The organism is Mesorhizobium sp. WSM4808 (assembly GCF_055811675.1).
In genome coordinates this window covers 242,069-268,883 of sequence record NZ_JBVVQX010000009.1, presented here as the reverse complement: position 1 = coordinate 268,883, position 26,815 = coordinate 242,069, and the positions used below count along the sequence as shown (strand labels likewise).

The window sequence follows — 26,815 nt, the reverse complement described above, 5'->3', positions numbered from 1 at the left end:
AACGTAGCTTAACACTTGGAAACCGCTGCTCGCATAAATTGAAGTTTTGATGCCCTTGCAACGCTCGAACACAGCGGACAAGTTCATTGTGGACCGCAGGAAACCTCATCGCAACAGCGATGTGGCGCGCGCGGTGCGCAAGACGCGTGACCGTCTTGCGCAGCAGGCCGGCAATCCCGATTTCGATCGTGAACTGCTGAAGCTCCATGCCCGCGCGATAACCAGCGGCGCCATCGCCATCCCGCTTCTTGTTCTGGCGATCGCGGCGGCCGGCCGGCTGGCCGGAATCGGCAACGAGATCGGGCTCTGGGCGCTGTTCACCCTGACCTGCTACACTATCGTTGCCTTCATGGCGCGGCGCATCGAGCGCACCGAAGCTTCGGAGCTCAACCCTTCGCAAGCAGGACGGGAATTCCTGATCGGCCATTTCCTGTGCGGTCTCGGCTGGGCATGGTTCGTGTGGCTTGGCTGCAGCGTCTGCGAGGTCGATCCGTTCCACATCGTCAAGGCCGTGGTGCTGTTGTTCGCCATGGCGGCGACCGCGGTGATGACCTCGTCTCTGCGCGGGGCGCTGTTGGCGACCTTTGCCGTTCCCGTGGCGCTCTACGCTTATGCCGGCGCCAAGCTATGGATGCCGGTCGAGGCGATCATGGCCGCGCTGCTGGTCGTTTCGCTGCCGTTCTTCGCCTATGTGGCCCGTCATCTCAACCACTCGTCCCTGATGATGTTGTCGTTCCGCTCCGAAAAGGATGCGCTGATCGCTGAGCTGGAGACGGCGAAATCGATGTCGGACGAGGCGCGGCGGCGGGCCGAGGACGCCAATCTGGCAAAATCGCGGTTCCTCGCTTCGATGAGCCACGAATTGCGCACGCCGCTCAACGCCATTCTCGGTTTTTCCGAGGTGATGTCGAACGAGGTGCTGGGACCGATGAGCAATCCCACCTATCGCGACTACGCCCATGACGTGCACGAATCCGGTCAGCATCTGCTCGATCTGATCAACGAGATCCTCGACCTGTCGCGCATCGAGGCCGGCCGGTACCAGCTCAACGAAGAACCGGTGATGCTGCTTGGTATCGTTGAGGACTGCTGTCACATGATGGAGTTGAGGGCGCGCAACAAGGATATCCGGGTCGTCCAGGATTTCGAGCACGAACTGCCGCGCCTTTTCGCTGATGAGCGTGCGGTGCGACAGATCACGCTCAACCTTCTGTCGAATGCGATAAAATTCACCGCTACCGGCGGTGAAATCCGTGTCCGCGTTGGTTGGACGGCGGGCGGCGGACAATACATTTCAATCAAGGACAACGGACCGGGCATACCGGAAGACGAGATCCCGATCGTGCTTTCCGCCTTCGGCCAGGGCTCCATTGCCATCAAGAGCGCCGAGCAAGGCACCGGGCTTGGCCTGCCGATCGTGCAAGGGCTGCTCGCCATGCATGGCGGCGAGTTCGAACTTCATTCCAAGCTGCGCGAAGGGACCGAGGCGATCGCGATCTTCCCGCTCAGCCGGGTGATGGAGGAACTGCCGGCACTGCCGACTGCGGCGGTGGCGGCTCGACGACGGTAATCCGGCAAGACTCTAGCCACGTACCGCAGCTGCCATGCCCGAACTGGTCAGCGCGGCGGCCTTGACCAGCCCCGCAGCAAGGGCGGCCCCTGCCCCTTCGCCATGGCTGATACCCAAATCAAGCAACGGGCGCAGCCCTAGCCGTTGGGCGGCGCGTGCATGCGCGGGTTCCGGCGACAGGCTGGCCAGAAGGCAATGCTCGAGCGCTGTGGGATTGACGCCATGCAGTACCGCTGCGGCTGCCGTCGCCGCCAATCCGTCGAGCAGCACCGGGATCTTCTGCATCCGCGCGGCAAGGATGGCGCCGGCGATCGCCGCGAATTCACGGCCACCGACCCGGCGCAGCGCCTCGAGCGGGTCGCCGAGATGGCCGCCATGAAAAGCCAGCGCCGCATCGACCACGTCGGCTTTGCGTGCCTGCATCGCCGCATCGGCGCCCGACCCCGGGCCGACCCAATCGGCGCCCCTGCCCCCGAACAGTGCCGCAAACAGGGCGGCGGCGACGGTCGAGTTGCCGACGCCGAGATCGCCGAGACACAAAAGGTCAGTGCCGCCGGCGATCGCTTCCATGCCGAAGGCCATGGTGGCGGCACAGCCACGCTCGTCCAGCGCGGCCTCTTCGGTGATGTCGGCGGTCGGGATGTGCAGGGCAAGATCGAAAACCTTCAGCCCGAGATCGTAGGCAATGCAGATCTGGTTGATCGCGGCACCTCCCGCGGCGCAAAGTTCGACCGCGTTGGCGGTCGCCGCGACCGGCCGTGGCGAAATGCCATGGCGCGTGACGCCGTGATTGCCGGCAAAGACCGCCATCAGCGGTCTTGTCACCGCGGGCGGAGCCCGTCCGCTCCAGCCGGCCAACCAGGCGGCGATGTCCTCGATGCGGCCAAGCGAATTGCCTGGTTTATCGGCCTTGGCAAACAGCGTGCGCACGCGGGTCTCGGCTGCCGTGTCGGCCGCCGGCAGGTTGGCCAACAGGTTGCGAAAATCGTCGAAAGGCAGTGCGCTGGTCATCTTGTTATCGATCATTCCCTGGAGTTGGTGAGCGGCATAGCCGCCTTGCGGGGTTGGCACAACCTCCGGGATGATGGGCCTGCATTTGCCGCAAAGCCGGCCCCGAAGGGCGCAATCGCGAGGGCTTGCATTGGCTTTGCCATTGCACCATGTGGAGGTGGAACAAGGGATTCCGGATGGAAGCCCAAGAGAAAGTCATGACGGCCATCGAATCCCCGTGCATCCTGGTCTGTTCGATCGACATGAAAACCGGCTTCTGTTTCGGTTGCGGTCGCACGCGCGAGGAAATCGGCGCCTGGATCGGGATGACGACGGAAACGCGCCGCAGCGTCATGGCGCAATTGCCGGCCCGGCTGGAGACGGTCGAACGCCGGCCGCGCCGGGAAACTCGCCGCACCCGTATGGCGCGCGAACGCGACGCGCTATCGTGAGGTGCGGATGAGCCGGTTGTTCTGGATTTTGATGGCCGCGATCGGGGTGGGAGCAGTCCTGCTCATGCTCAATGATTCCGCCGGCAGCACGCTCGGCGTCGAGAACAACGATTTCAGCCGGCTGATCTGGCTCGGTGCCTTTGGCGCCCTTATCGGCGCCGGCCTGCTTCGCTCGGGCCGACCCCTGGGCGCCATGGCCCGCAATCTCGGCGCCTGGGCGGCGATCGCACTCGCGCTGATCGCCGGCTACCAGTATCGCTATGAGTTGCAGGATGTCGCCAGCCGGGTGACCGCGGGCCTTGTTCCCGGCAGCCCGCTTGCGCTTGGCGTCGAGGACGGCCACGCCACGGTGACGCTCGACAAGGCGGACAACGGCCATTTCGAAGCGCGCATCCTGATCAATGGGAACCCGGTCCGGGCCGTGGTGGATACCGGCGCAACCAGCACCGTGCTGACGTCGCAGGATGCGCAGGCCGCCGGATTCAATCCAGCGGCGCTCAACTACACCATACCGGTTTCGACCGCCAACGGCATGGCACGCGCCGCGGCCGTGAAAACCGATCAGATTGCGATCGGCGGCATCATGCGCAGGGATATGTCGGTGATGATCGCCGCACCCGGCATGCTCAGCCAGAGCCTGCTCGGCATGAACTTCATCGGTTCATTGTCGGGTTTTGACGTGCGCGGCGACCGCATGATCCTCAGGGATTGATCCCCGAAGCTCAAGCCGCTTCGGCTGCTGCGCCACCGAACTCGACGGCCGCGTAAGCCGTCTTCAGCACGTCCGGGCCGGCCCCGGGTTTTGTCGCGTCCGTGGACAGGATCTGCCGGTAGCGGCGCGCACCGGGCAGGCCATGGAACAGTCCGACCATATGGCGGGTGACATGGCCAAGCCGCCCACCCTGCTCGATATGGCGTGCCGCATAGTCCGCCATCGCATCGATCAGCGCGGCGAAATCGAACGGCTCGGACTGGACGCCGTAGAAAGCGGCATCGACGCCGGCCAGAATGCCGGGCGTGTGGTAGGCGGCGCGGCCAAGCATCGCGCCATCGACATGACCGAGATGCTTCTGCGCCTCTTCAATCGACTGAATTCCACCATTTAGACCTATGAATTTGTTATTCTTTTTTGCCTTCAGTCGATAGACTCTGCTGTAATCGAGCGGCGGGATGTCTCGGTTTTCCTTGGGACTCAGCCCTTCCAGCCACGCCTTGCGTGCATGCACCCACAACGCGTCGGCGCCGGCATCGAAAACCCCATCCGCCAGCGCATCCAGGGCCGGCTCCGGATCCTGCTCGTCGACGCCGATACGGCATTTAACGGTCACGGGGATCTTCACCGCCGCTTTCATCGCCGCGATGCAGCCGGCGACGAGGTCGGGCACTTTCATCAGGCAGGCACCGAACGTGCCCGACTGGACGCGGTCTGACGGACAGCCGACATTGAGGTTGATCTCGTCATAGCCAAAGGCCTCGCCAATGCGGGCAGCCTCGGCGAGCTTTTCACGATCCGAGCCGCCGAGCTGCAGCGCGACCGGATGTTCCACCGCATCGAAGCCGATCAGCCGCTCGCGCGCGCCATGGATGACCGCGTCGGCCACCACCATCTCGGTGTAAAGCAGCGCATGGCTTGTCAGCTGGCGGTGGAAGAACCGGCAATGCCGGTCCGTCCAGTCCATCATCGGCGCGACGGAGAACCGCCGAGCTACGCCAATCTGCGATTTCCTTTCAGTTTCCACTACTTAGGCCTTCTCGGTCATTTTTTCGCTTGTCTCGTTTCGTCCGATTTTGTACCGTTTTTCCTGATAGGTACAACAAATGTTGTACCGGCGAAGGGGATGTTGTACCGAAATGGGTACCATCGTGAAGCGCTCACGCAAGGATGGCTCTGTAGCATGGCTCGCACAGATTGTCATAAAGCGCGGCGGCAAGATCATCCTGCGTGAGAACAAAACCTTCGAGCGCCGATCAACCGCTTCCGCCTGGCTCAGCCAACGGGAAGAGCACCTTGGAGAGCCGGAAGCCTTGGAATCTGCGCTGCAGACCAAGTCGAACGACAACCGGGTCCCGACACTCGCGGATGCGATAGATCGCTACGTTCGCGAAAGCAACAAGAAGATCGGCCGCACCAAGACCCAAGTACTCAAAGCTATCAAAGACTTCGGCATCGCCGGCAAGCCATGCGCCTCGATCACGAGCACCGACATCGTCGCATTCGCGCGTGAGAAACTCGAGACGGGCGTTCAGCCACAGACCGTCTCCAACTATCTCGCCCATCTGGGCGCGGTATTTGCAATAGCACGTCCTGCCTGGAACTATCCGCTTGACCGGCAGGCTATGCAAGACGCCTCGATCGTTGCCGACAGGCTCGGGTTAATAACAAAGAGCCGAGAACGCGATCGTCGTCCGACACTCGCCGAACTCGACAGGCTTATGAGACACTTCAAGGACCGGTCATCCGCAACACCGTCCTCCATTCCGATGCATCGGATCATTGCCTTCGCCATCTTCTCTACCCGCCGACAAGAGGAGATCGTGAAGATCGCCTGGAAAGACCTGGACAAGGAAGGCGTTCGCGTACTCGTACGCGACATGAAGAACCCGGGCCAGAAGATTGGGAACGATGTGTGGTGCGATCTGCAGAAGGAAGCGTTGGCAATAGTTGAAGCCATGCCCAGGGTTGCCGCACAGATCTTCCCCTACTCGACAGACGCAATCAGCGCCTCCTTCACGCGAGCTTGCAAGCTCCTTGGAATCGACGACCTTCGTTTTCATGACCTGCGGCACGATGGCATTTCGAGATTATTCGAGCTTGGCCTTAACATCCCACGGGTCGCCTCAAATTCCGGACACCGATCCTGGACATCCCTCAAGCGTTACACGCACTTGCGGCAAACAGGAGACAAGTACGACGGTTGGAAATGGCTCGGAGAGGTGACGAAGAAGGACCCCACACTGAAACTCGTGCGGCACGGTCAATTTCCACGCCGACGGCGTTCGGAGCGGGCAATGGGAGCGGTCACCATCAATGATGACGCAAGCTGATGGAATGTAACTTGACCTAGGCGAACCTTCAAAGCGCGCGCCTCGCAACTACCGAGGCTCGACATACACTTCACCATTGCGGTGTATGGCTTGGATTGGTGGGCGCGGGCGAACCATAGCGGGCCCAGCCCCTTTCGCCGGGTTTTGAAGACAGGGAGAGCGCCGCGGTCTGAAGAAATGGAGCCACGACATCATCCACAACGGGGCGCCGAGCTGCGGCCATTAGAAGGTGGGGCCTTACTCAAGCAGAGCCTCCACACCCATCTTGTTCCATGGTGGCTGCATCATCTCGATCAGCGCCGATTCGAGCCCGACAGCTGTGTGGACAGGCAGCCCATTCCATTCGAGCGCGGGCGGGACGGCGATGTAGATCTCCACAACTGCGCCGATGCCAAGCTGTTCAGTGATGATCTCGTTTAGGCGCCGGCTGGTTCGCTGCGTCGATCCCGGCTTCTGGTAGTTATACATACGACGATGGAAGCCGGATTTTGTCAGACCGATGTATTTCACGGATCCACCGACCACGAATGCGTAAACGCCGGGATCGCGCGGCGCGCGCGCGCTAAGCCCGATACCTGCCTCCGTGGAAACCCATGAACCCAACAGCGTGAACCCGGCATCGACCAACACGTCGATGGCGACGTCCTTTCTCACCCGAGCTGGGGCCTTTGGCTCTGGCAGCACTATAATGCCGCGCTGCAGACCCTCGTTGATGCCCGCATCGACGGCGACTTTTCGGACGTGCTGGTATCGAACGTCCAGGAAATCCCGAACCTCGGTCCGCAGGTATCCCTCCCGAAGCAGGGCCCGGATCTTGTCGCTGGTGGTTTCGAGACCCTCGACCACCAGGGACATGGGCCGCTTTTTCATCTTTGGCATTATCCAAATTTGGGGTGGTCGCCAAGTCCGACCTCCTGTCACTCCATTCCAAACATTTCAGCGAAGCTCGTGATCGGAGTCTTCTGATTTCTGCGGAGCGAACATGGATTGTAGTCTTCTGCGATCAATTGCACCCCTGTTCGCTGAGTGAGGACCCAGAGTAACGTGTCCTCGACGTCGTCCCCACCCGCAAGCGACTGCAGCCATGCACGTGCACGCGTCGACAGCGGCCATCGAGACAGGTTTGTCGCCTCAGCCGAACAATCGTCTTCGACGTCCAAAAATGGGTGATCTGTCGGTAGGAGGCCGTGCTTGATCGCCAAGCCACAGGCGGCCTCAAAGTCCTCGATCATCGACAGAGCCAGCCCAACGCGAGCTGGGGTTGTATGAGGGCTGCGCAAAACTTCCAAGGTAGCAGCATCGCATTCGGTGGCCATCTGCCCTCCTAGAGCTAACAGGAGGGGTGCCGCAAGTTGCGGATCGAGGTGGTCAGCACCCGCTTTGATACGTTCCCATGGTGCCATGTTGAGTTCGAAGGGATGGCGGCTGATCCGATGCACCACCGCCCACCCAGCAGCATAGCGGACGGGATAAAGGTTCTCATCGACGTCACCAACCACGTGGTCATCCTGCAGGCCGCGCTCGATCGCGGTCCAGACGGGTGGATGATCGGGATAGGTGAGGAGGTCAAGCAGCGTGGCGTGCAACTCGACGTCTATCCCCTCGCCACCATCCTGTGAGAGAAACTCGATGACATGATCGATCACCCCGTTCGGCACATCATCGAACTGATGGAGCGCGGCGGCCGCAGCGCGCGCGACGTGGAACTCGGGCTCATAGCGCCGCTGATATTCCGGATGTCTGGCATAGTTTCGACGGTCAGCCAGAAGTTCCGCAAGTGTGTCGACACCGTCGGTCCAAACGTATCGCCCGATGACGGCGGCAAGCTTTTCGCGAACCGGCGCGCTCCTGTCTGTCTTGAGCGCCAGGAGTGCGGCCCTCTCATCGGAATCGGCCTGGGGTGAGAGTGCCTGCAACGCGGCGCGGCGAACTTCATAGTGGGAGTGGTCAAGCGCCTTGATGATCGCCGATCGGCCCTGTGCCGTGTTGAGCAAGGCCAGCGCTTGGACTGCGGCTTGGGCGTCGTCTTCGTCGTCGGAGACCGCCCACTCCTCGGCCAGCGCGAAGACATCGTGGGCCTCGGCCGCGGAGATGACCAGAAGAAGCCGCGTTAGCCCGCGCGGTCCCTGGGCCATCAGCGTCTCCGCCTGGTCCGGCGAAAGTTCGCGGAAGCGTTGCAGCAGGGTGGCATTATCCGCGCCCAGGGCTCGCGCCAGAGCCAGGTGGACCGCGGCAGCGCCATCGGGGGGACTTGCAGCGAGCACTCGCTGCGCCAGCGCAGCCTTCTTCTTACCGAATTCCAGGTCGGTGATTTCTGAGGCCAGCAGGGCGGCGCGGGTTGGCGTGAGCGTGGGCAAAAGCGCGAGCAGGATCGCCTGAGCCGACGACTTTCCCGAATTATCAGCACCGTCGCCTTCCAGGAAGGACAGTGCGCGAACTGCGGCATCCACGGCCTTGGGGCCACCGCTGCTCAGCGCTGCCAAGACGCGACCGCGTCCGAAGGAAAGACGGCGGTCGGCTATAACGCCTAGACCCTCGGCCTGCAGACGATCGTCATCTCCAGCCATCGAAAAAAATGCGTCGAGCTCCGCAGGCGTCACCTTCGGCAAGCTGTAACGCATAGTCTCCGCCCACAGGGGCAGGATAAGGTCCGGGCGCGGATGATGCTGAATCCAGCTGTGGCCCTCCTGCCGGCGGCGCGCCTTAACATAGCCCTTCGCGAAGTGCGCGGCGGAGGGTCCCTCATCGTTGGCGCGCTCCTGAATGGCCAGCCCTGCTGCGAAATCGAGCTCACCCTGCCAAGCATGGCGTCGCTCTTCCCTCGAAGCGGCCAAGGCCTCGTCAACCGCCGCGTCGATTTCCAGGATCTGAGCCCAGACAAGGTCGTGCGGCGGGTTCGGGCCCACTAGTGCACCCTCGGAGATGGCGTCGGCGCTCATCACAAAGTCTGCGGCCCCGATCACGTGCCGCCCAGCTGCCAAGAACGCATCCGTGAAATCGACCCCAAACGGTTTCAGCCAAGTCAGCAGTTTGTCGGCGTCATAGTCGGTGGATGTCCACGGAAGCTGGTGAGCGATGAACCCTTTGAGGATACGCAGGCCGGGATCAGCGGCCATAATCGAGTCGCGCATGACCTTCGTGATCTTTGGCGGTTGCCAACCAAATCCCGCCCATCCATTCTCCTTGGGTGCACCGCGTTCGAGCCAGTCGACCAAGCGACCAATTGGCGTCGTCGTGGTGAGCTGGCGACTTGCTGCACGCCAAGCCTTCCGAAAGGCGCGGGAATTTTCTACAGCGTTGCCGAGGCCGTTGATCAAGAAGCGCTCGAAGGCAATCACGACATCTTCGTCCAGAAGCACTCCACTCCCTTCCAGGTCGCGGGCTCCGGCGACAAGCCGCTGCAACACATCCAGCCAGTCTAGATCCTTTTCGGCTAAAGCGACGGCAGCCCGCGCTGCAGCGTTCAGCGCGGCTTCAGCTGCGCGAGGGTATTCGCGAGCCAAGCTTTCCACAGCCTCGATCACCTTGGCGTGGGCCGTGTAAGCGCCGTCACCGTCTTTGGTGAGCTGCGTCTGGGCGAGATGCAGGGCCAAGTCGTCCAGGGCGATGTCGTCCTTCGCGGCACGATCGACTTCCCGCCGCAGACGGGCGAGCGCCCCTGGCTGTAGGTTCTGGGAGTAACGTAGCAGTGACCACAGTACGGCGGCGCCGCGAACACCGCGATCGCCGAGGGCACCGATCTGATCTCGTACCACTTGTAGGCGGCTGTCGCTGAGTGCCCGGTCTACAAGCCGATTGACATCGGCTTCATCCGGCTTGGGAATGGCCGTCAGTTCTCGCCCAAATGCGATGAGCTCAAAAGGCGACTTGAGCTCGCGGAGTAGGCGCGACTCGTGCTGATGCGCAAGGTCCTGGCGCCACGACCCAGCAGTCGCCAGCCCGCCATGCAGGACAGCGCGTCGGGCGTCGTTGTCATAGGCGGCATCATCGATCACGACAGCTCGGTCCGACCAAGTCGGGGCCGGCACTGCACCTAAGGCCGCCCGATAAATCTCGCTCCTCGACGTGATCACGAATTGCTTGTCGGGCGCCCTTTGCTGGATGAGGGCGGCGATCCGCTTCGACCAGTCCTCAGCTTCGCTCCTTTTCAGGCCGGATTGTCCCCAAGGATCCTCGAGATGAAACAAGACCCGGCCGGGCGCTGCGAAAGCGTCCTCGATCGCGGCCAGTCCGGCCTTCTCCCTCACGACCTGGTAGGGAGGGTCGGCCTGCCGCCGATCGTAAGTTAGCTTGTCGGCGGTTAGACTCTTACCATAGCCAGACGGTCCAATGAGCAGTACTGCGCCCAGCTTCGACAGGCGCTCTTCGGCGTCTGAGAAATTGGCGGGTGGGACGTATCGGGCCAATTGCGGATTGGGATGCGGGATGCCGCCATACTCCTCGGCTACTTTTTCGACATCACGTCTACGGAGCGGATCGGGGACCTCAAGGAAGCGGTCTTCCACCATCCGCTTGAGCCGGTCGACGAGGGGGTCGAGGCTCTGGATGGGAACGTGCAGATGGCTGGTCAGGATCTCATCGATCTGACGCCGTGCCTCGTGGAGCGTCATGCCCTCAATCAGGGCAAAGCGACCGGCGAGGCTCTGCTTTTCCTTTGCACTCCCCTTGAGGTTGGTGGGGATGAAGGTGGCATCCGAGCGATTTCCAGGACTTTTCACTCGACCTTTTGCCAAGACCGCGTCGACGCTGGTGTTTGTAATAAAGACATAGCGACGGTTGGTGTCGCCCAGTAGCAGGGCCTTCGCGCGGGGGCGTGGCTTCGGTCCTTTGGTCCCCTTGGCGGCTTTGTCCTCCACCACGGCGGCTAAGTCCTTGGCACTCCAGAAGCCGGCCCCCTTGAATTTTACTTGCACGTGGAGCTCGCCCGTCGCCGATATCTTGAGGCTTGCTTCGGCCGCTTCCGCAGGCACGGCGAGGTTTGCCTTGACGTCGTCGTGCGAGGCTGGCTCGACGATTATTTCGTCAGCGCTGGCATCAGGACCGAACATCAGTCGCAGCGCTACCCAGACCGTCACCAGCTTCTGGTAGTCGTAGCCTTGATATGACGGGTTGGCCCCGCCAACATCGCTATCCATTTCCGTCCGCTCCCTCGGGACAATGTCGTATCGCCCTCGTTACTATTCTCACATAGAGGTTCGGGGCAGCCTGGTCGCCGACAACCGTGATCCCGCCGTCCGATTTGATCCGGGAAATCGAGAGCACACTTCTGTCATCTTGCTCGTCTCCATCCGAGAGACGAGCCCCGTTCACAAAGGCGGTCTGACCGTCAGCGTCCATGTCGGCCCAGAAACCGTCAGTCGCGACGAGCAAAGGCCGATCGTCCACTTCGATGAAGCTGAGGTCGGGCGCCGTGAAGTGCTTCGATCGGAAACTTCGCGTCAGAACATGACGCGCAGGCTCTTTCGCAAGGGTATCAATCTGGACGGATGCAAGAGCGTTTGCCAGAGTGTGCGGTTGCTGTAGCCACGTTGTCTGTCCATTATCAGCACGGCCGACGAGGCAGTCGCCCGCGTGCAGCACGACCACCGGTCCCGTCGCTTCCGAGTACAGAAGTGCGTAGCTCGCTGAGTCGCTCTGAAAGTCCTTTGCGAGCGCTGCATGAGTGACGCGAAGCTGTTCGGCCTTAGTCTCTGCTGTCGTCTCGTCGACACTGGTCACGAACCAGTCGACCATCTGTCGCGCGATTTCCTGAGCAAACTGACCGCTTGTTGGTCCCCGGGTGGATCCGTCGAGAACGATCGCCAGAAGTTTATCGCCACGGATGCCAACGCCAGCATGGTCGCGGTTGTCGGTTGTTCTGGTTCCCTGCTGACAGTGCCACTCGATTTCAAAAGTCATCTCATTCGGCACCTAACTGGCTCAAGGCGACAAGGCGATCGTAGACAATGTCAGCACGGCCCGCCGGTCCTCGAATGTTCCCCTGAAGGAAATGGTCGAAGCTCTGACCTTCAAGCAGCTCCGCAATCTGCTCGGCGATGTAGGTTCGGATCTCGGGCTCAGCCTCGGCGATTTCCTCGATGAGAGCCTCTCGGCCGTCGACGAGCAAGAGAATGTCCTCGGCATCGCGGCTCCCTATGAGGTCGCCTTCGCCGCGACCGCGATAGGCCTCCAGCTTGGTTGCGACAAATAGGGGAGCCGTGAGGCGCCGGATCACAAGCGTTTCCTCCAGCTCTGCTGGGACCGCCGTCTCAATACCCTTGCCATACCAGCGGTTGCTGAAGCCAAGGATCGCCTCGTCGTCGGGCATGAAGTCGACTTTGAGTTCGCCAAGTTTCATCCGGCAAATGACATTGTCGTCCGGCGACTCCGTGAAGCCGCGCTCGCGCAACTGGGCCATCAATTCCGCCCATTCGGCGAACCCGGCGAGATCGACTATCAGGTCGACATCGTCGGTCGCCCTAACGCCTTCGAGAGTAACGGGATCGGTTATGTAGAGAGCGGTCGTGCAGCCGCCGACAAAGACCAGCCGTTCCCGCAACTCGTCGCCGAGCGCAACGGCGACGGTCTTCAGCATTTCCTTGAGCTGGCCTTGGATTGTCATCCCAACCTCTCAGTCAACAGCTTGGCCGCCAGGTTGGCCTCCCGTTGGTTGCCCAGGCGGACGGCGTCGACGAGGGCGAGATACTCATAAAGACGCTCATCCTTTTCCGCGGCTTCCGGCACCGTTTTGAAGAGTGGCTCGACGGATTGACCCATTTCCTGGCCGCGAGCATATGGCCACACGCTGATGAGACTGCCGGCGCTGTGCAACGATTCTCGAAGGACAGGCGCGGCAAAGGCCGTCGGCAGACCGCGCTGCATGGCACCTGGGGTTGCGGGAAAGACAAATTTCAGGCCGTGAACGATGAACTCGCGTAGCTGGCGTTTGCTCGGCTTGGGTCGGCCGGACTTTCGGTCCTTGATAGCGAGGCCCGATGCGATGCTGCGGTTGAGCGAAGCGCTAACCTCGGTCTTGCTGATCCCGAGCGCCGCCTCGAGGCCACGCACCGAATATGGATCCTCTCCCCCGGGGAGCCCACGCGGTTGGGGCGGCGAACCGGCACTTTGTTCGTTGTCTTCCAAGCTCGCGAGTTTTAGTAGGATGACAACATCCTGGCTTTTCATCATCATGTCCTGTCCTTTGTCCGCGGACAGAGGACACAAAGCCACGGGTCAGTTCCGCTGTCAATCACACCACCAACTGGTGTGCGCTCAGGTGCTACGCAATTGCTGACGACCCCTGCCCCATGTATTCGCATGCAGGTCAGTTACGGGCACAATGGCATTGCTCCGCCGCCCAGGGTGCCCCTCAGCCCACGCGAAGCTCCTGGAAGGATCCCGAACAACGCAATCCCCGCGCAACGGATTGAAATATATGAACTAGCAGGACACAGTCAGACGCGATTCAATAGAATGGCGCGAAAGACCGACGGCAGGCGGGGAAACGTGGCGGTACTTACACGGCGAACAAGCGGCGACCCCAATCAACGACTGCGGGGTCGTGCGCATGCGGCCTCGGCCGAATATTACTTGGTGCACGTCACGGCGGTCGGCGCGGCGCGGGAAATCATCAGGGCTGGTCAGATAGAAACTAGGCGCTGCACCGTTTTCGATCGTCACTTGGTCTATTTCTTCGCGATGCGTCCAGCGTACAAGTTGCGTGGGGCAGAGGACAAGAAGTCCATCCTCGACTACTTTCCCTTTGTGTTTCTGGTCACCGCCCAGAATCTCGGAGTCCCGTTTCACGTTTACCCCTTCGACACCGGTGGAGCTCTTGCAGGTGCATTCGACGAGGGGGCCAGCCCCTCATATTACCTTGAGGATTACGCCCTCGAGGAGACACTTCAGGCCGTGAATGATCACATCTCCTGGGCGTTCGGCAGCCCGGCAGACTACTACGACGGCAAACTGAAGCCGGATTTCACCAAGTCGATTCCGGATTGGGATATCGGCCCTCAGACGTTCGCTAAGATTTCACAGCTTGCGTCCGTCGGCAGCAACCGTCCCGATCGTCGCGCCTCAGCAATCGAACTTGCATTTGATCGGCATGTGCCACTCAGTGACGTCAAATTTGCCATCCTTCCGTATCAGTTTCTCGAGGATCCCAATGGCAAGAACACCGAAATGATCGAGAAGCTAACCGCGGCTGGCGTTACGTGGGAAACGTACCAGTGGCGGCCGAACCGTGCACCGGCTGACTTCCACGTCGAAATCAACCGGCTCGTGCGCGAACATCTTGCCACCTGTCACCAGCTATGACCGACCGCCTCACCCTTCGGCTTGTTGGGCACTATGGATGCACTGGGCATGGTTTTGCCATGCCACTCTTTGGCCAGAGCGAGGGGGCTAACACGCTCTACATCGCAAGATCATCCATCGCTGGCGACCATCAGAGCCGGATCGCCGAGTTTGAGCCCGTCGATCTCGATGAACAGCGCAGGCTTCCACATGGGGAATCGATCGCGCTTGAAGTGGGCGACTCTTGGCACGACGTCTTCCTGTGGAACGACGTGGCATATGTAGGGACACCCGAACAGCTGTGGGATGATCTTGTTCCCGTTCAGGGCGACCTCGAATCCAGAGCGCCGCTCAGCCTGCTCGAATTGGCGGTACATGCCGGACGGGGCGAGGTAGTTCGTCTTGCTCCCGTCGCCTTCGACTTCGTTCAGGAGAAGTTTGGAGGTGTACGGGCGCGTGGCTGGCGGCGACAGTTCGTACGCCAACTGCTGGAGACAGCGATTCGTCGGGTGCTTGTTGGGGGAGAGCATGCCCTGATCGCGTCACAAGCAGTGGCTGTTGTTGAACGCACCCCCGGGGTTCTTTCCGTCGATCTGCCTGGCACCTTTGCCCGCGCACTGTTGGAAAAGGAGCCCTTCCAGCAGGCATTCGATGGCATCGCAAAGCTGGCAACCTTGCTTGGAGCGGAACTGACCGCGCTGTCGTCGGGCGCATCGATTGCTGTGGAGCAAAAGCCGGAGGATTTGACCGACGACCCGCCCGGCCCGCCCCTGAAGCCCGCTACCCCTCCCGCGCAGACCGAAGCGTTGATCATCGCTGATGGGCGGCGTGCTCGAGAGATCGCAAGCCATTTGAAGCGTGGCGAAGGCGACATGCTGCCATCTGGGAGTCACATGCACGTTGCGTCGAGTGCACGCGAACGGCGCGATTTGCTCTCCCGTACCGGGTTCATTGCAGATGTTATTGTGTTGGTCCTCGATGAAGACGATCAGGAGCCAGGAATGCTTCCTGATCTGGATGCTTTCATCAACCAGCAGGCCGCCGAAGGCGCGCTGATTGTTGTCGCCCCTGCGCTTCCGGCAAACCATCCGTCACGATTGTTCGGCATAGGCGCGAAACATTCTCGCCTCCCTGGCGAAAGCCATGCCATCCTCGACTCTGCGATTGCGAGATCGCCCTTCTGGTGGGGCAAATCCAAGCGCTCATTCGACCGTCGGATCGCCGACGTGATCGCGCTTGCCATCGTCGCGTGCCGATCACCTGTCGTCCGGCGGGAACTTCTAGACCGACCTGGGGGCGAGCCTACTCCTGTCCTGGCTGTTGGCCTCATGCCCAAAGCTGGCGACAGTGAGACCCTGCTTGACGGCCCCGGCAACTTGCGGCTTGGCTCAGAGGTGAGCTGGGTGTCTGGCGATCCAAAGCGCAGCGACCCGGCCATCCTTTTTTCGGCTCGCATCAACCCTCGAGACGTCCACAGCTACGAGATCGAAAGCCAGGTTCTGGTTGAAGGCCGGAGGCGCGGAAATCGCTTTCCCGAATTTGCCGCGAGGGTTCTGGCTCCCATATTCAGTTCACGGCGAGGCGCGCCGGCGCGCGCCGGTTTCCGTCTGGAGCAATCGCAAGTCGACAACTCCCCCGTCAGCAGTGCGCTGTCGATGCCCGACTATAGCACTACCTTTACTGTCGCAAATCCGGTCTCTACCCCGTTCAATTTGGTGGTAACCGGAGAGACACCTACGCTTGATATGATCGAAACCGCCAGCAGAGCGGGCTGGCGTGTCGCGCGCTATACGGACACCGCCACCCTGCGAAGACTCGCGGACATCGAGCGCCCCGTGACATTCCCAGATGAGGTAGATATCGGGCCCGTGCGCTCGCATGCGGTCCATCGGCGTGTCGCCACACGCGGCGTCGATCAGCGCGACGTGTTCCGCATCAGTTACGATCTGAGTTCGGAATGGCTGGATGGGCTACCCCAGGCTGATCGGCAATCTGCACGAACGAACCTACGGCCCATGCGTTCGGCCACGAGGCCGCATGGTGAGCCAAATAGTGATCTTCTTCTGACCCGTGACTTTGTGCTTGGCGATCAAGCAGGCGCCAGCCGTTTGCGGGATCTTCTGGAGCTGGATAGCAGGACGAAACTTGCGACGCGCCCCTTGAAGCGATCGGCGGACCTTGTCAGATGCTGGACGGCCCCGCCTCCCGGGTTTCAGCGGTATGCGATTGTCGACGGTGCCGTCCCGGTGGTGGTGGTCGAGATGCGTGATGACGAGGTACCAGTGCAGGACCTCTTCGTCATCGAGGGCGATCTCGCGGTGCCGACCCTGTTCCGCTCGCGCGTGTTCGCCGTGTGGGCGCGCGCGACGTTGCCGCCGGCCAGTAGCTGGATGGCGAGGTTTTCCGTGGTGAACACCTTTGGCGGCTTCCCGATTGTGCCGCCGTTCCGAATTATTCAGGAGGAAGGCGCGGTAGCACTTGTCGCCCAGGGCGCTGCTCAGTCCCGGTTGGAAGAGCTGACGCAGGAGGTAAACCACCACATCGAACGCGCGGTTGCCAGCTATCCACCGAGCGGTTGGAAAGCCGCACATCGGGTAACAGACACACTCCCCGCGATGGCCCAACTCAACCAAATGATTCTGGATTTCTATGGACTGCCGGGGGACGCTGACGACGTCGTTACCCTGCGCCGCTTGCAGCAAATGAACGCCGAACTCGACTGATCGCTGCAGTCAACGCGCTGCTATTCGTCCGAACCGCCGGCGCCACTTTCGAAGTCATGTTCGGCAGCGATTTCAAGTATCCGCACACCGTGCTTCGCCTGTTTTGCGGTTGGGGCACGTTCCCAGCCGCGGCCGGCATAGCTGCTGAGCGTGTGGGCTATCCCCGTCTGCCACTTGGCGAGGTTGCCGGTTCGGGTGCCCCAAAGATGAAGTGCGAACCATTGCTCAGCCGACAGGCGCATGCAGGCCGCTGACGAGGCATGGTCGTCGCCCGTAGATGGCATCTCCTCAGGGGATAATGTCGTATCGTCACTGCCCCATTCCTCAGGCAAGACACCTTCGATTGGAAGATCAAGCTGACGAACACCGATCCAGCATGCCTCCTTCTTGGCCCACTCGGTCACGTTCTTGCCCGCCGCGCTGGCCTGAATCTGCCGGTCGATGGCATGCGACCAGACCCTCATGAGCGCTTGCAGATCGTCTCCGATCGACTGGCGTTGCCAGATGAGATCGAGGCGCAACCGACCTCCAGTGCGATGAGACAGATACGACACGAGATAGGTCGTGATGTTGATCCGGTAGGCCGGAAACCCCTCGCGGCGGACGACCCGTTGTGCCGCGAGAAACAGGATGGCCTGAGCGATCGCGTCACGATAGAACGCTTCTTCCGGTTCCCATTTATTCCCCCGCGCGTCGCGGACGCGTCGCATGAAGGCGATGAAGTTCTTTTGTACACCGCCGCTGACGATATGAGGCAGCCTGCTCCAGCTATTCAAGAATCTGGCGAGGTCAGTCTTTGAGATTCGGTTTGCCGGCGGCGTCCTTTCACGAAATGCGCGTAAACGTGCCTCTGTCGACCCGTCAATGCTCATTGCGGTCTGGTACTGACCACGCGAGCGTTCATAGAACCAGCGCGTCCTCTCGCCGGGTGCCCAGATGTCTTTGGACAGGCGTTCCATCGCGATATGGAAGGGCTCGTTGGATGAGAAGTCAGCTTCCTGGATGACGTTCTGGGTGTTGGCGTAGCGCGAGATCTGCGGGACCATCTCCTCGACGCTTTCGGGCGGAAGGCGGGTCACCTTGGCTGGCACATGGACGCGAGACAGATCTAGGCGATCGCGCTTCCGAGCGCGGTGTATCGAGGCGGTCGTCTGACCGCCGTTGACGATCTGCATCCCCATGAAGCCGGTAATGACAGTGACGCCGGCGATCCGCTCGGTTCGCACTTCATCTGCCGTGACCGAAATGCCGTTATTGTAAGCCATGAAGTAACCGGGCTGATCTCGTATAGTGTCCCGGATTCCTCTGTTGACCTTGCCGGTTGCCTGCAGAAAGGCGCGGACGTTGTACTCGAGGATCCGCGGTCCGTAGGCCTCATACAGCTCGTACAACGTTTCGCCCGAGAATATGGCGAGATAGGTCTCATAGGGTTCGGTCCCGGCCGGCATTGCCACACACGGGATGGGCTGCATGCCCAGCGCGGCGAGATCGATGTCAATGACCTCGCGTGTCTGACCGGTGCGCATGGTGCGCATGAGGCGCCGGATATCATAGATCTCGAAGCTAACCTCGACACCTGCAACGGTTGTCGGTTCCAGTTCACGTGCTGCGAACAGGCCATCGCTGATGACGATCACGCGTGCCTGCTTCGTTCCCGCGACCAACAGTTCCGAAATCCGCTGCATCATCGCGAAGCGATCGTTAGCCGTCTCGAGATCGAGATGGATATTTCGACTGGCCGCGAGGAGCGCGCGCGCTCCTTGCCCGGCTACGCGCGTCATATCCAACGACGTTATATTTGCGGGCGTTGTGGTGCCGCTGAAGATAGCGACTAGGATATCGATCCGCTCGCCGTCGTCAGGGACGGCATAACCGCTCACCTTCACAATTCCGCTGCCTACCTTGGCTGGGAAGTAACACGTGACGGGATTTTCGATCATGCCGATTTCGGCAAGGTGCTCGGAAATCACGTCTACAAAGGCGTTCTCGGTGAACTCTCCCGCTTCCAAGTCGCCCAGCGCCCGGTCGGCGATCTCTGACTGGAGCTCGCTCGCGAATTGCAAAAGGTCCCGGTCCTCAGCCATCAGGATACGGGCCGAATGAGAGAGGAGAGCGCCGCCGGCGGGGCGGCCCAGCGCGCACATGCACCAAGATCGACTGGATACGTGCAGTCAAGGACCCCAGGTCGAAGTTCACTTCGCCGGATGTGTGGAAAATCCTCTCCAACCTCGAACAGCTGGAGACCTTCCGGAACGAGCCGTAAGGTGTAGTTTTCCTGATGCGCTTCGACGTAGCCAGCAGCCAGCAGCAGTGACGCGAACTCCGGAATGGCCGCGGGCGCTTCGCTCGCAAGCCACGACCGTACTTGCGCAACGATTCCGGGCAAGGTCAGGCCTTCTGGCGAAGGACGGAAGCGCACATGCGCCAGCAGAATTTTGCCCCGGGCAACATCCAGCTGATCGGCATTCGATATCGTCAAAGCGTCTGGAGCTTGGCGTGCAGTCGCTTTGACCTCCAGATAGCCCCCGGGAAAGCTGAAATCGTTGGGCTCTCCGCGCGGTCCAGCCCAGCTGCTGAGTGCATCCCCGACACCCAGGACCGGAACCACGTGCTCAACCAGAATGTGGAGTTCCCCCATCAGGCCAATGACAGCATTTTCCGACAGGCCATCTGGACCATGCTTGGCCATGAAAGCCTGCCAGACATGAAGTCGTCCGATTGCGCTGGTGAGCGCCGCCCGCTCATCGGTCTGGGCTGCGGCGCACCCTGCAGTGTCCGAACAGAGGACCGAAAATACGGTTGAATAGGCCGCCTGCGCGAGTGACAGCGCAATCCGTACGCGGCCAGTGTGACTGTGTCCTATCAGGGACGTGTCCACACGGAAACCTGAGGATTGCGGAACTCGGATGCCGGATGGGAAAGCCGACGCGTCGACTTCGAATATCAGTCCGGGAGCTCGGTCAGGCTGATGGATCCCGGCGAGGATCTCGCATGGAGCCTCGGTATGGATCCGCCTGAGATGCCAGCCTGGCTCGGGTCTATTTTCGGCACGCAAGGCGGCCCAGACCTCGTCGATCGGGCTCATGCGTCACCATCGTCATCGTCGCCGGCGCCGTAGATGCTATTGACAACATAACTGACAGACTTGGCATTTGCGCTTGCGGGAAAACTAATGCCTAAACCCATTGGAGCCGGTTCGAGAGGAAGGAATTGATGATCGACTACGCGGCCAAAATGCTCAAGCTTCTGCGTGCGGGCGAGCGGATAGAGAAGCAGTAGGCCGCACTTGGCGGGGCGGTATTTGCGGAGAAAGACGCCAGACGGTGCTTCAGGGACCTTGTCCGTCTTGCGCTTACGTTTCGGCGGCGCTGCGAGCGTGTCAGCCATGGCGGCTTCGTAGGAGTCCGCGCCCAGGTCGACCGCTTCGTCACGCGGATTGAGCAGCCGACGGATTACGAAGCGCTCTCCGGGCTTGATCACTCTCGGAGCGCCGGGATCCGTCCCATATCCGCCTTTCGGTTGACGGATCACCGTATTTACGGTCCAGCCGCCAAAGCTTGTTTCTTCGCCATCGCCTCCGACAAGCAGGACCTTCCATTCGGCGAGTTCGGCACGCTGGTTCTGTTGCCGGATATATCTGGCAAGCACAGGAGCGTTTGCCCGTGCAGCATCTTCATGGGTGGAGAACATGTCTAGAAAGGTAAGGACGTGACCCGCCGGTACGTTGGTCCAGAGGTGCGAGCCCTTCCATCGGTTCGTTCGGCCTCCGGGCCGCGCCTGCTCCGGATCTGGTGTATGTCTGATCCCATCGATACCGAGCCTTCCGAGAAAATCTGCAGCGGCCGTCCTGTTCTGTTCCAGAATTTGCTGGTTTGTTGAGAAAACGGTCGTTTCCGAAACGTCGCCCGCGAAAGACACCTGCAACTCAGTTCCGTGGCGCATCTTCGCGCGGGACGTGACCGTGAGGCTTGGATGGCTCCGGACGCGCAGACCGAATTGCACCGGATCGGCGCCGATCGCCTCCATTCGGTCGAACTCTCGCCGGAGCTCGTCACTCGCCTGAGCGATGTGACCGTACCAGTCAATATGATCCTGGGTCGTGAACAGTCGGCACAAATCGAGATAGCCTGGCCGATAGCCGAACCAGCGCCCCATCTGCATGAGAGTGTCATACATCGTCGATCCGCGCAGGAAATAGGTGATCGACAGTCCTTCAAGCGTCAGACCGCGCGCCAGCTTGTCGCCGCCGATGGCAATGACATTCAGCCCTTGATTCTTGTTCAAGTCATAGTCGAGTACATCTGCCGAGCTGCCATTGATCTCCCGCACGCTGATCGAGTTGATAGTCGCGCGCAATGCAACCTCAATTGCTGACCAGGCCACTGGCGGGCAGTCTTCCACGGCCAACGCGCGAGTCACAGGATCGAACCCACGCTCCCAAAGGTCCTTGAAGGGTGCAAGACCAGCCGCACCGCCGTACCGAACGGAATTTGCCAGAGTATCAAGTGTTTCCTGCACCTGCGCCAATACGCGCTTCTGCACGGCCTGGAACCGCGTTACGTGAATCAACATGCTGTTGTGATCGCGTCCCTGGCCACGTTCGCGACGCGCTGCGACGACCAGCGCGAAGCTCCGCATTGCAGTCAGCAATGATTCAGGAACGGTATCTTCCCCATCAACGAGAGGGACATGGAAGACCTTGTGAACGGGTGGCATCCAGCCTTGCGTCTCGCGACGTGAGTCGCTCGCGGCATGATCATCGACTGGAACGATTAGTTCGGGAATCCCGACTTCCGCTAGCTCAGTATCTTCATCGTCGTCACGGATACCCCCGAAGATGCGGGCGGCGCCGACATAATTGTCCGGTGTTGGCATGTTGACGATGAAGTTGCGCGGGAAAAGATCTTGGAATTCCCTGCCCGTCTCGGCGTCAGGATGAATGAAAATATTCGCGAATGGAGTAGCCGTGTAGCCGACATAGGAAACCTGATCGAAGCTGCTGACGATCTGCCGGATCTTCGCGTTGATAGCGGTCGGCTTGTGGTCGACATCGGCAACGCCATCGTTGAAACCCTGCTGACGCGTGTCAACGGACGCATTGTCGGCCTCATCGTCTATGACGAGAAGTGGCATGCCGGTAAAACGAGGCCGACCCTGATCGTTGGAGTTCGCAGTCAGCCGAATCCATTCCAGGACGCCGTTCAAAACGCTCGCATTCTTCTTGACCACCAGCAGCAATGGACGCCCGCCAGGGTGAACGCCGAAGTGGGACATCGCTTTCCAGTTGAAATCGCCCTTTTCGGTGCGATTGGTAGCCCAATCAACGATTGCCGAAGGGTCGATCTGGCCAGTTCCTATGATCCGTGAATCTGTTTCTCCGATGGGTACGCTAATCTTCCCGATAAACCCCTCATCGAGGCGGATCTGCGTCTGACTCCGCAGATTGTTGTTAAGACCAGTCAGGACGATGATAACTTTGTAGCCGGCGTCAGTCGCTTTGCAGATGAGGCCGGTATAGTTGCCGGTCTTACCCGACTGGACGTCGCCCACGACCATGCCCCGTCTGTCGAACTTTCCCTCGACCGCGGGGTCGCCGCACAGATCAAGGATACGGTCGGTGATGCGATTGAGCGAGTTGATCGCGGGCTGGGGGAGTTGCCGGCGGATCAGAAAGCTACGGTAGCGTTCCCAGAATTTCCATCTGATGTCGTCACGGCGCTGGTTCAGCCAAGGCAGATGGCCGTCATCGGCGCTAAGCACCGACTCGTCGCCTATGAACGTGCTGAAAATCGTACCAAGCTGCGCGATGGCGACGTCGCGAGAAGTGCCCCCGCGCCACTCCGGAAAGGCCGCGATCAGCCGGTCAAGGGTGGCACCGATTTCATCACGCGACAGGGGGGTAACCCCTGCGCGTTGAGATAGCCTAAGCTGCGCCATCTGGACGAGTTCAAGCTGGAAGTCGGGATTAATGGCCATCTTAGCCAACGACCTCTTCCGGGAGCTTTTCGATTGCATCCGGGTATGCCGAAAAAGGCTCCAGCATCATAAGTCGAGCGCGCGCCTCATCGGCACCAAGCTTCAGACTGGTCCTCATGTGCTGGTAAAGCGACGCGAGCGCAGCAGCCTCGTCCGTTGACAGCGTTGATGCGGTCTTAGGTGCTGTCGAATCTGCCGTCTCGCTGACATCAATCCATATCCGTTGCAGGGGAACAGTCGCTTCGATCACCGCGAGCATTTCTTCGACGATGCGGCGCTTGTCGCCAACCGCGTCAAGGGCATGACGGACCGACGGATGAGACCGGTCCACGCGATAGGAGACACCGCGGCTTGTGTGAACGGGCTCCCATGCCCGGACCAGTTGCTCACGCTGCTTTCGGGTACCAGCGCCCGCCCGCTGCGCAAAAATCTCTCGTGCGTCACGTCGCACATTCTCAGCAAGTGCCTGTAGCCGCTTGCGGAGCGATGGCGGCGGTACTGCCGACGATTTACGGATATCGACCTTCCAGTCCTGGTCACCGCTGGTCGGAAGGTCCAGGCGAATACGGGCAAGTCGATGGATGCCGTTCTGCGCCCAGCCACGACCCGGGCCGAGTCCGAGCCATCCGCCTGGCACCAGCAAGCGTTGCCCCCGATACACGAAAAAACCTTCATGCCCCTGCCAGCCAGACGGTCCTTCGGCCTTGCTGAATTCGGCGCTGCTCATGCGATCGCGGTGGGGAAGCACGAAGCCCTGGACCTCGATCGACCCACCGCTATGACTGATCGTCTCCACCGGGGTCGGCGCCGTCGCCTTATGATACGAAATGAAAGGATCCCAGGGGATCACCTTCTGTGCATCATCATCGCCGCTGAAAGTAATTGTCAGTCGCGGGTTCGGACCCTCAAGGTAGCGGTGGAAGGTCATTGAGAGGTGGCGTTCAACAGTCTGCGCCAGAGAATGAAAGCGCTGTCGATCAGTAGCGTCGTCAGTCAGCTCGCGACCGAGCATCCGGTCGAGGCGCGCGATGACGACGATGGTGCCCTTGGGCCTATCGTCAAGGAGTTGTGCGTCATCCGCGATCTCTTCTGGTACCCCGCGCAACAACTGCCATGCATCCACGGCGGCGACATGGGCCAAATCCCAGTATCGGGTTTCAACCTCGCCGCCCTCTACACGCGATGCAACCGCAAGCAGGCTCCCCTGCGAGAGCGACGCAGTTTTCAATCCGAGCCCGAACCGACCCAAATCTTCGGGTTCCCGAGGTTCCAGCGGATGGCGGCCTGCGGGCCGCATTGCCTGAATTAGCGCCGCCCGGTCCATGCCCCTACCGTCATCGCTGATGCGTACGATCGAGTTCGGCCCACGCCAGAGAAAATCGACCCGAACTCGGCTCGCAGCCGCCGCAATACTGTTGTCAATAACGTCGGCAATGGCCGCAGCAGGCGAGTACCCGATCCCCCGCAGGGACTCGAGCATCGCGCTCGCGCCGGGCGGGGCATAGTCAAAGTCCTCGTATGTTTCGGCCTCGGGCTCTGTCATGCGGCTTCGAGGCCGCTCGTGTCATCCAGCGCAGCAACACCGGTCTCGATTTGCTGTTTGAGGGTCTCGGCGACGGCACGACCGAGAATAGGCGGTACGGCGTTGCCGATTTGCCTGAAGGCCGCATTCATCGCGCCTGCAAATCGGAACCCGTCGGGGAATGATTGCAGCCTGGCCGCTTCACGAACTGAGATCGTCCGACTCTGGTGACTGTCATAGTGAATGTGGGAATAGGTATCCTTGCCAATATGCGCGGTGAGGGTTCGCGACGGCTTGAGCGGCTCCAGCTTCCACCACTTGTTGGGAAACTTGCCGGGATCGTATGGTGGGACAATGGACTGGCGAAGCAGCTGCCATGCTTCCGATCCTACGTCTTCCGGCCCAAAGCCCCTTATGCGCGCTGCATCCTCGAGCATTGTTTCGGCAAGTTGACGAGCGTGCGGATAGTCGGCCCCGTGCGGTAGGTCGCGGAAGATCGGAAAGTCCCGTGGTGTGATGCGCACGAGATGGCCACCAGAACCTGCCTGCGTTACGAATCCGGGCCAGTTCCGCATGGTATTAGCGTAATCCGACAATCCGGCCTTGGGCTGGCGATATGGCAGCACCTCATCGATCTTGCGCCGGCGCATTGCACGGGGATCCGTTAGGTGTTCCGTAATCCGTGGCAGATCGCCGAGCGCCGCCCGAACGCCAACGGCGCCGGGCAACTCGTCAGAAGGTTTGTGAACCTCGTGAAAGTGCGGACTATCCTGTTGGACGTGCTTAAGTGCCACTCGGCGTGAGTGCTCATAGCCTCTAGGCAGCTCAAGAAAATGGGTTGGCTCAGGAAAGGTCGGATCGACACCGAGTGTCTTGGCGATAGCGATGATGAATAGCCGCTCGCGCACCTGCGGCACGCCGAAATAGGCCGCGTTGAGGATGGTGTAGGCAGTCCAATAGCCAGCAGCCTCAAGCGTGTCACAGATTTCTTCGGGAACGTTGTGCCCCGCGAAATTCAGAATGTCCGGCACATTCTCGATAACGATAGCAAGAGGTTGAGTGTCGCTCACATAGTCAAGGAAGCGGCGATAAAGCGCAGCGCGCGGGTCGGTCTGAAACGCGTCGTCCCTGCCCGCCACGGCGCGCAGCTTCGATCTGCCGATCCGGGCAAATGCCTGACACGGCAGTCCTGCTGCCAGAACGTCGAAGGCAGAAGCAGCCGGCACGCCCAGGCCGAGTTCCTCAACCAGATCACTGGCCGAGACGCGCACCATGTCACGTGGCAACGCCCACGGGTCATCACTCTTGCGGTCACCGCCGAAATTGAGCGCGTAGCTTGCAGCGGCTTCTGCATCAATTTCGATGTGAGCTGAGAGCGCGAATCCTGCTGACGCCAGCCCGAGCGAAAGTCCGCCGCAACCCGAGCAAATTTCAAGCACACGAGCGGATTCACCACTGCGCAGCCGCTCTGCCTTGGCGCGACGAATGGCGTCGCGTTCAACCGGCAACATTGCGGACCTGCCTGCTTAGAATCTCGACGAGTTTCGCCTCGTCCTTTGTTTCACACTCCCAGATAACAATAACCGTCCACCCCCCCGACTCAAGCTGCCGCCTCGTATGGAGATCTCGCTTCACGTTATTCTCAAGTTTATTAAGCCAGAACTCAAGATTGGACTTCGGCGTATACGCAAATTTGCATCCGGCGTGGCGATGCCAAAAGCACCCGTGAACGAAGACGACTTTGCGGCGGCCGGGGAACACAAGATCCGGCGTTCCTGGCAAATCCTTGCGATATAGCCGAAATCGCAATCCGAGCCAGTGCGCTGTGCGTCTTACAGCGAGTTCGGGTTGCGTGTTGCGCCCCTTTATCCGCGACATCATCGCTGATCGTCTTTGAGAAGATACTATGTCCATGTTGAGTTCATCGGGATTCGCGGAACGATCCAACCTTTGCGACTGCTGCTGCGACGGCCTCCGGGGCAGCCTGAATAACAGCCAGCAAGATCCTGGCCGACCGCTCCGGACGCTTTCTCCCCTGCTCCCAGTCCCTTAAAGCGCCGACTGTGAATCCGAACGTGTCGGCAAAAGCTTGCTGGGTCATGCCCTTTGCCAGGCGGACGTCGCGTGCATCCAGGTGGTCCGAGCTCGCAGGCGGCAAATTCTCTGACTTTTTCAATACGCATCACCTCCCCCGTACTGTGTATACGGCCTAGCCGTAGGTCGCAACGGAGTGTCGGCCAGAGAACAAATAGGAAACCTA

The 26,815-nt window shown here is 60.6% G+C and carries 20 protein-coding genes; 6 read left to right on the top strand and 14 right to left on the bottom strand.

Annotation, left to right across the window (positions count from 1 at the left end):
• Window positions 1-49: 49 nt before the first annotated feature.
• Window positions 50-1,570 carry a sensor histidine kinase gene (locus AC0L2U_RS18550; protein WP_127810428.1) on the top strand — a complete coding sequence of 507 codons (1,521 nt, stop codon included), beginning with the start codon at window positions 50-52 and terminating at the stop codon, window positions 1,568-1,570.
• 12 nt (window positions 1,571-1,582) lie between these two features.
• On the opposite strand, the gene AC0L2U_RS18545 is transcribed toward AC0L2U_RS18550, so the two are convergent.
• Entirely contained in the window at window positions 1,583-2,581 is a 999-nt protein-coding gene (locus AC0L2U_RS18545) for a nicotinate-nucleotide--dimethylbenzimidazole phosphoribosyltransferase (RefSeq protein ID WP_127397489.1), read from the bottom strand.
• 197 nt (window positions 2,582-2,778) lie between these two features.
• Here AC0L2U_RS18545 and AC0L2U_RS18540 point away from each other — a divergent pair, with 197 nt between their 5' ends.
• Window positions 2,779-3,012: a DUF1289 domain-containing protein gene (locus AC0L2U_RS18540; RefSeq protein ID WP_027036625.1), complete on the top strand. Its 234-nt coding sequence runs from the start codon at window positions 2,779-2,781 to the stop codon at window positions 3,010-3,012.
• A gap of 7 nt (window positions 3,013-3,019) precedes the next feature.
• Window positions 3,020-3,724 (top strand): TIGR02281 family clan AA aspartic protease, encoded by a 705-nt coding sequence (locus tag AC0L2U_RS18535; protein WP_127270820.1) that lies wholly within the window; start codon window positions 3,020-3,022, stop codon window positions 3,722-3,724.
• A gap of 10 nt (window positions 3,725-3,734) precedes the next feature.
• On the opposite strand, the gene dusA is transcribed toward AC0L2U_RS18535, so the two are convergent.
• A complete protein-coding gene (gene dusA / locus AC0L2U_RS18530; protein ID WP_473602432.1) occupies window positions 3,735-4,751 on the bottom strand; it encodes a tRNA dihydrouridine(20/20a) synthase DusA in 1,017 nt (338 codons plus the stop codon).
• A gap of 112 nt (window positions 4,752-4,863) precedes the next feature.
• Between dusA and AC0L2U_RS18525 the strand changes: the two genes are divergently transcribed.
• The gene (locus tag AC0L2U_RS18525) at window positions 4,864-6,057 is read left to right on the top strand and encodes a site-specific integrase (RefSeq protein ID WP_473602431.1); all 1,194 of its coding nucleotides are present in this window, start codon (window positions 4,864-4,866) and stop codon (window positions 6,055-6,057) included.
• 237 nt (window positions 6,058-6,294) lie between these two features.
• Here the strand turns inward: AC0L2U_RS18525 and AC0L2U_RS18520 are convergent, their stop codons facing one another.
• From AC0L2U_RS18520 to AC0L2U_RS18500, 5 genes are all read right to left on the bottom strand, one after another.
• A complete protein-coding gene (locus tag AC0L2U_RS18520; RefSeq protein ID WP_473602430.1) occupies window positions 6,295-6,912 on the bottom strand; it encodes a GIY-YIG nuclease family protein in 618 nt (205 codons plus the stop codon).
• Window positions 6,913-6,974: 62 nt separating this feature from the next.
• Window positions 6,975-11,192, bottom strand: a complete 4,218-nt coding sequence (locus AC0L2U_RS18515) for an nSTAND3 domain-containing NTPase (protein ID WP_473602429.1) — start codon at window positions 11,190-11,192, stop codon at window positions 6,975-6,977.
• Complete coding sequence (locus AC0L2U_RS18510) at window positions 11,185-11,955, bottom strand: hypothetical protein (RefSeq protein WP_473602427.1); 771 nt, start codon at window positions 11,953-11,955, stop codon at window positions 11,185-11,187. Before AC0L2U_RS18510 ends, AC0L2U_RS18515 begins: the two co-directional genes overlap by 8 nt.
• Before the next feature lies 1 nt (window position 11,956).
• Window positions 11,957-12,631: a hypothetical protein gene (locus tag AC0L2U_RS18505; RefSeq protein ID WP_473602426.1), complete on the bottom strand. Its 675-nt coding sequence runs from the start codon at window positions 12,629-12,631 to the stop codon at window positions 11,957-11,959.
• Between the two features lie 23 nt (window positions 12,632-12,654).
• The gene (locus AC0L2U_RS18500; protein ID WP_473602448.1) at window positions 12,655-13,221 is read right to left on the bottom strand and encodes a hypothetical protein; all 567 of its coding nucleotides are present in this window, start codon (window positions 13,219-13,221) and stop codon (window positions 12,655-12,657) included.
• Window positions 13,222-13,509: 288 nt separating this feature from the next.
• Between AC0L2U_RS18500 and AC0L2U_RS18495 the strand changes: the two genes are divergently transcribed.
• Together AC0L2U_RS18495 and AC0L2U_RS18490 are read left to right on the top strand one after the other, a co-directional pair.
• Entirely contained in the window at window positions 13,510-14,355 is an 846-nt protein-coding gene (locus tag AC0L2U_RS18495) for a hypothetical protein (RefSeq protein WP_473602425.1), read from the top strand.
• A gap of 59 nt (window positions 14,356-14,414) precedes the next feature.
• Window positions 14,415-17,057 (top strand): hypothetical protein, encoded by a 2,643-nt coding sequence (locus AC0L2U_RS18490; RefSeq protein WP_473602424.1) that lies wholly within the window; start codon window positions 14,415-14,417, stop codon window positions 17,055-17,057.
• Window positions 17,058-17,077: 20 nt separating this feature from the next.
• Here the strand turns inward: AC0L2U_RS18490 and AC0L2U_RS18485 are convergent, their stop codons facing one another.
• The 7 genes from AC0L2U_RS18485 to AC0L2U_RS18455 are packed head-to-tail and all read right to left on the bottom strand — an operon-like array spanning window position 17,078 to window position 26,713.
• On the bottom strand, window positions 17,078-19,201 hold the full coding sequence (locus AC0L2U_RS18485; protein ID WP_473602423.1) for an AIPR family protein: 2,124 nt from the start codon (window positions 19,199-19,201) through the stop codon (window positions 17,078-17,080).
• Window positions 19,141-20,142 (bottom strand): PD-(D/E)XK motif protein, encoded by a 1,002-nt coding sequence (locus AC0L2U_RS18480; RefSeq protein ID WP_473602422.1) that lies wholly within the window; start codon window positions 20,140-20,142, stop codon window positions 19,141-19,143. The genes AC0L2U_RS18485 and AC0L2U_RS18480 overlap by 61 nt, the downstream gene beginning before the upstream one ends.
• Window positions 20,139-23,033 carry a Z1 domain-containing protein gene (locus AC0L2U_RS18475; RefSeq protein WP_473602447.1) on the bottom strand — a complete coding sequence of 965 codons (2,895 nt, stop codon included), beginning with the start codon at window positions 23,031-23,033 and terminating at the stop codon, window positions 20,139-20,141. The genes AC0L2U_RS18480 and AC0L2U_RS18475 overlap by 4 nt, the downstream gene beginning before the upstream one ends.
• Window position 23,034: 1 nt before the next feature.
• Complete coding sequence (locus AC0L2U_RS18470; RefSeq protein ID WP_473602421.1) at window positions 23,035-24,576, bottom strand: ATP-binding protein; 1,542 nt, start codon at window positions 24,574-24,576, stop codon at window positions 23,035-23,037.
• On the bottom strand, window positions 24,573-26,066 hold the full coding sequence (locus AC0L2U_RS18465; protein WP_473602420.1) for a DNA cytosine methyltransferase: 1,494 nt from the start codon (window positions 26,064-26,066) through the stop codon (window positions 24,573-24,575). Before AC0L2U_RS18465 ends, AC0L2U_RS18470 begins: the two co-directional genes overlap by 4 nt.
• Window positions 26,053-26,469 carry a very short patch repair endonuclease gene (locus tag AC0L2U_RS18460; protein WP_473602418.1) on the bottom strand — a complete coding sequence of 139 codons (417 nt, stop codon included), beginning with the start codon at window positions 26,467-26,469 and terminating at the stop codon, window positions 26,053-26,055. Before AC0L2U_RS18460 ends, AC0L2U_RS18465 begins: the two co-directional genes overlap by 14 nt.
• A 7-nt stretch (window positions 26,470-26,476) precedes the next feature.
• The gene (locus AC0L2U_RS18455) at window positions 26,477-26,713 is read right to left on the bottom strand and encodes a helix-turn-helix domain-containing protein (protein ID WP_473602446.1); all 237 of its coding nucleotides are present in this window, start codon (window positions 26,711-26,713) and stop codon (window positions 26,477-26,479) included.
• Window positions 26,714-26,815 lie beyond the last annotated feature (102 nt).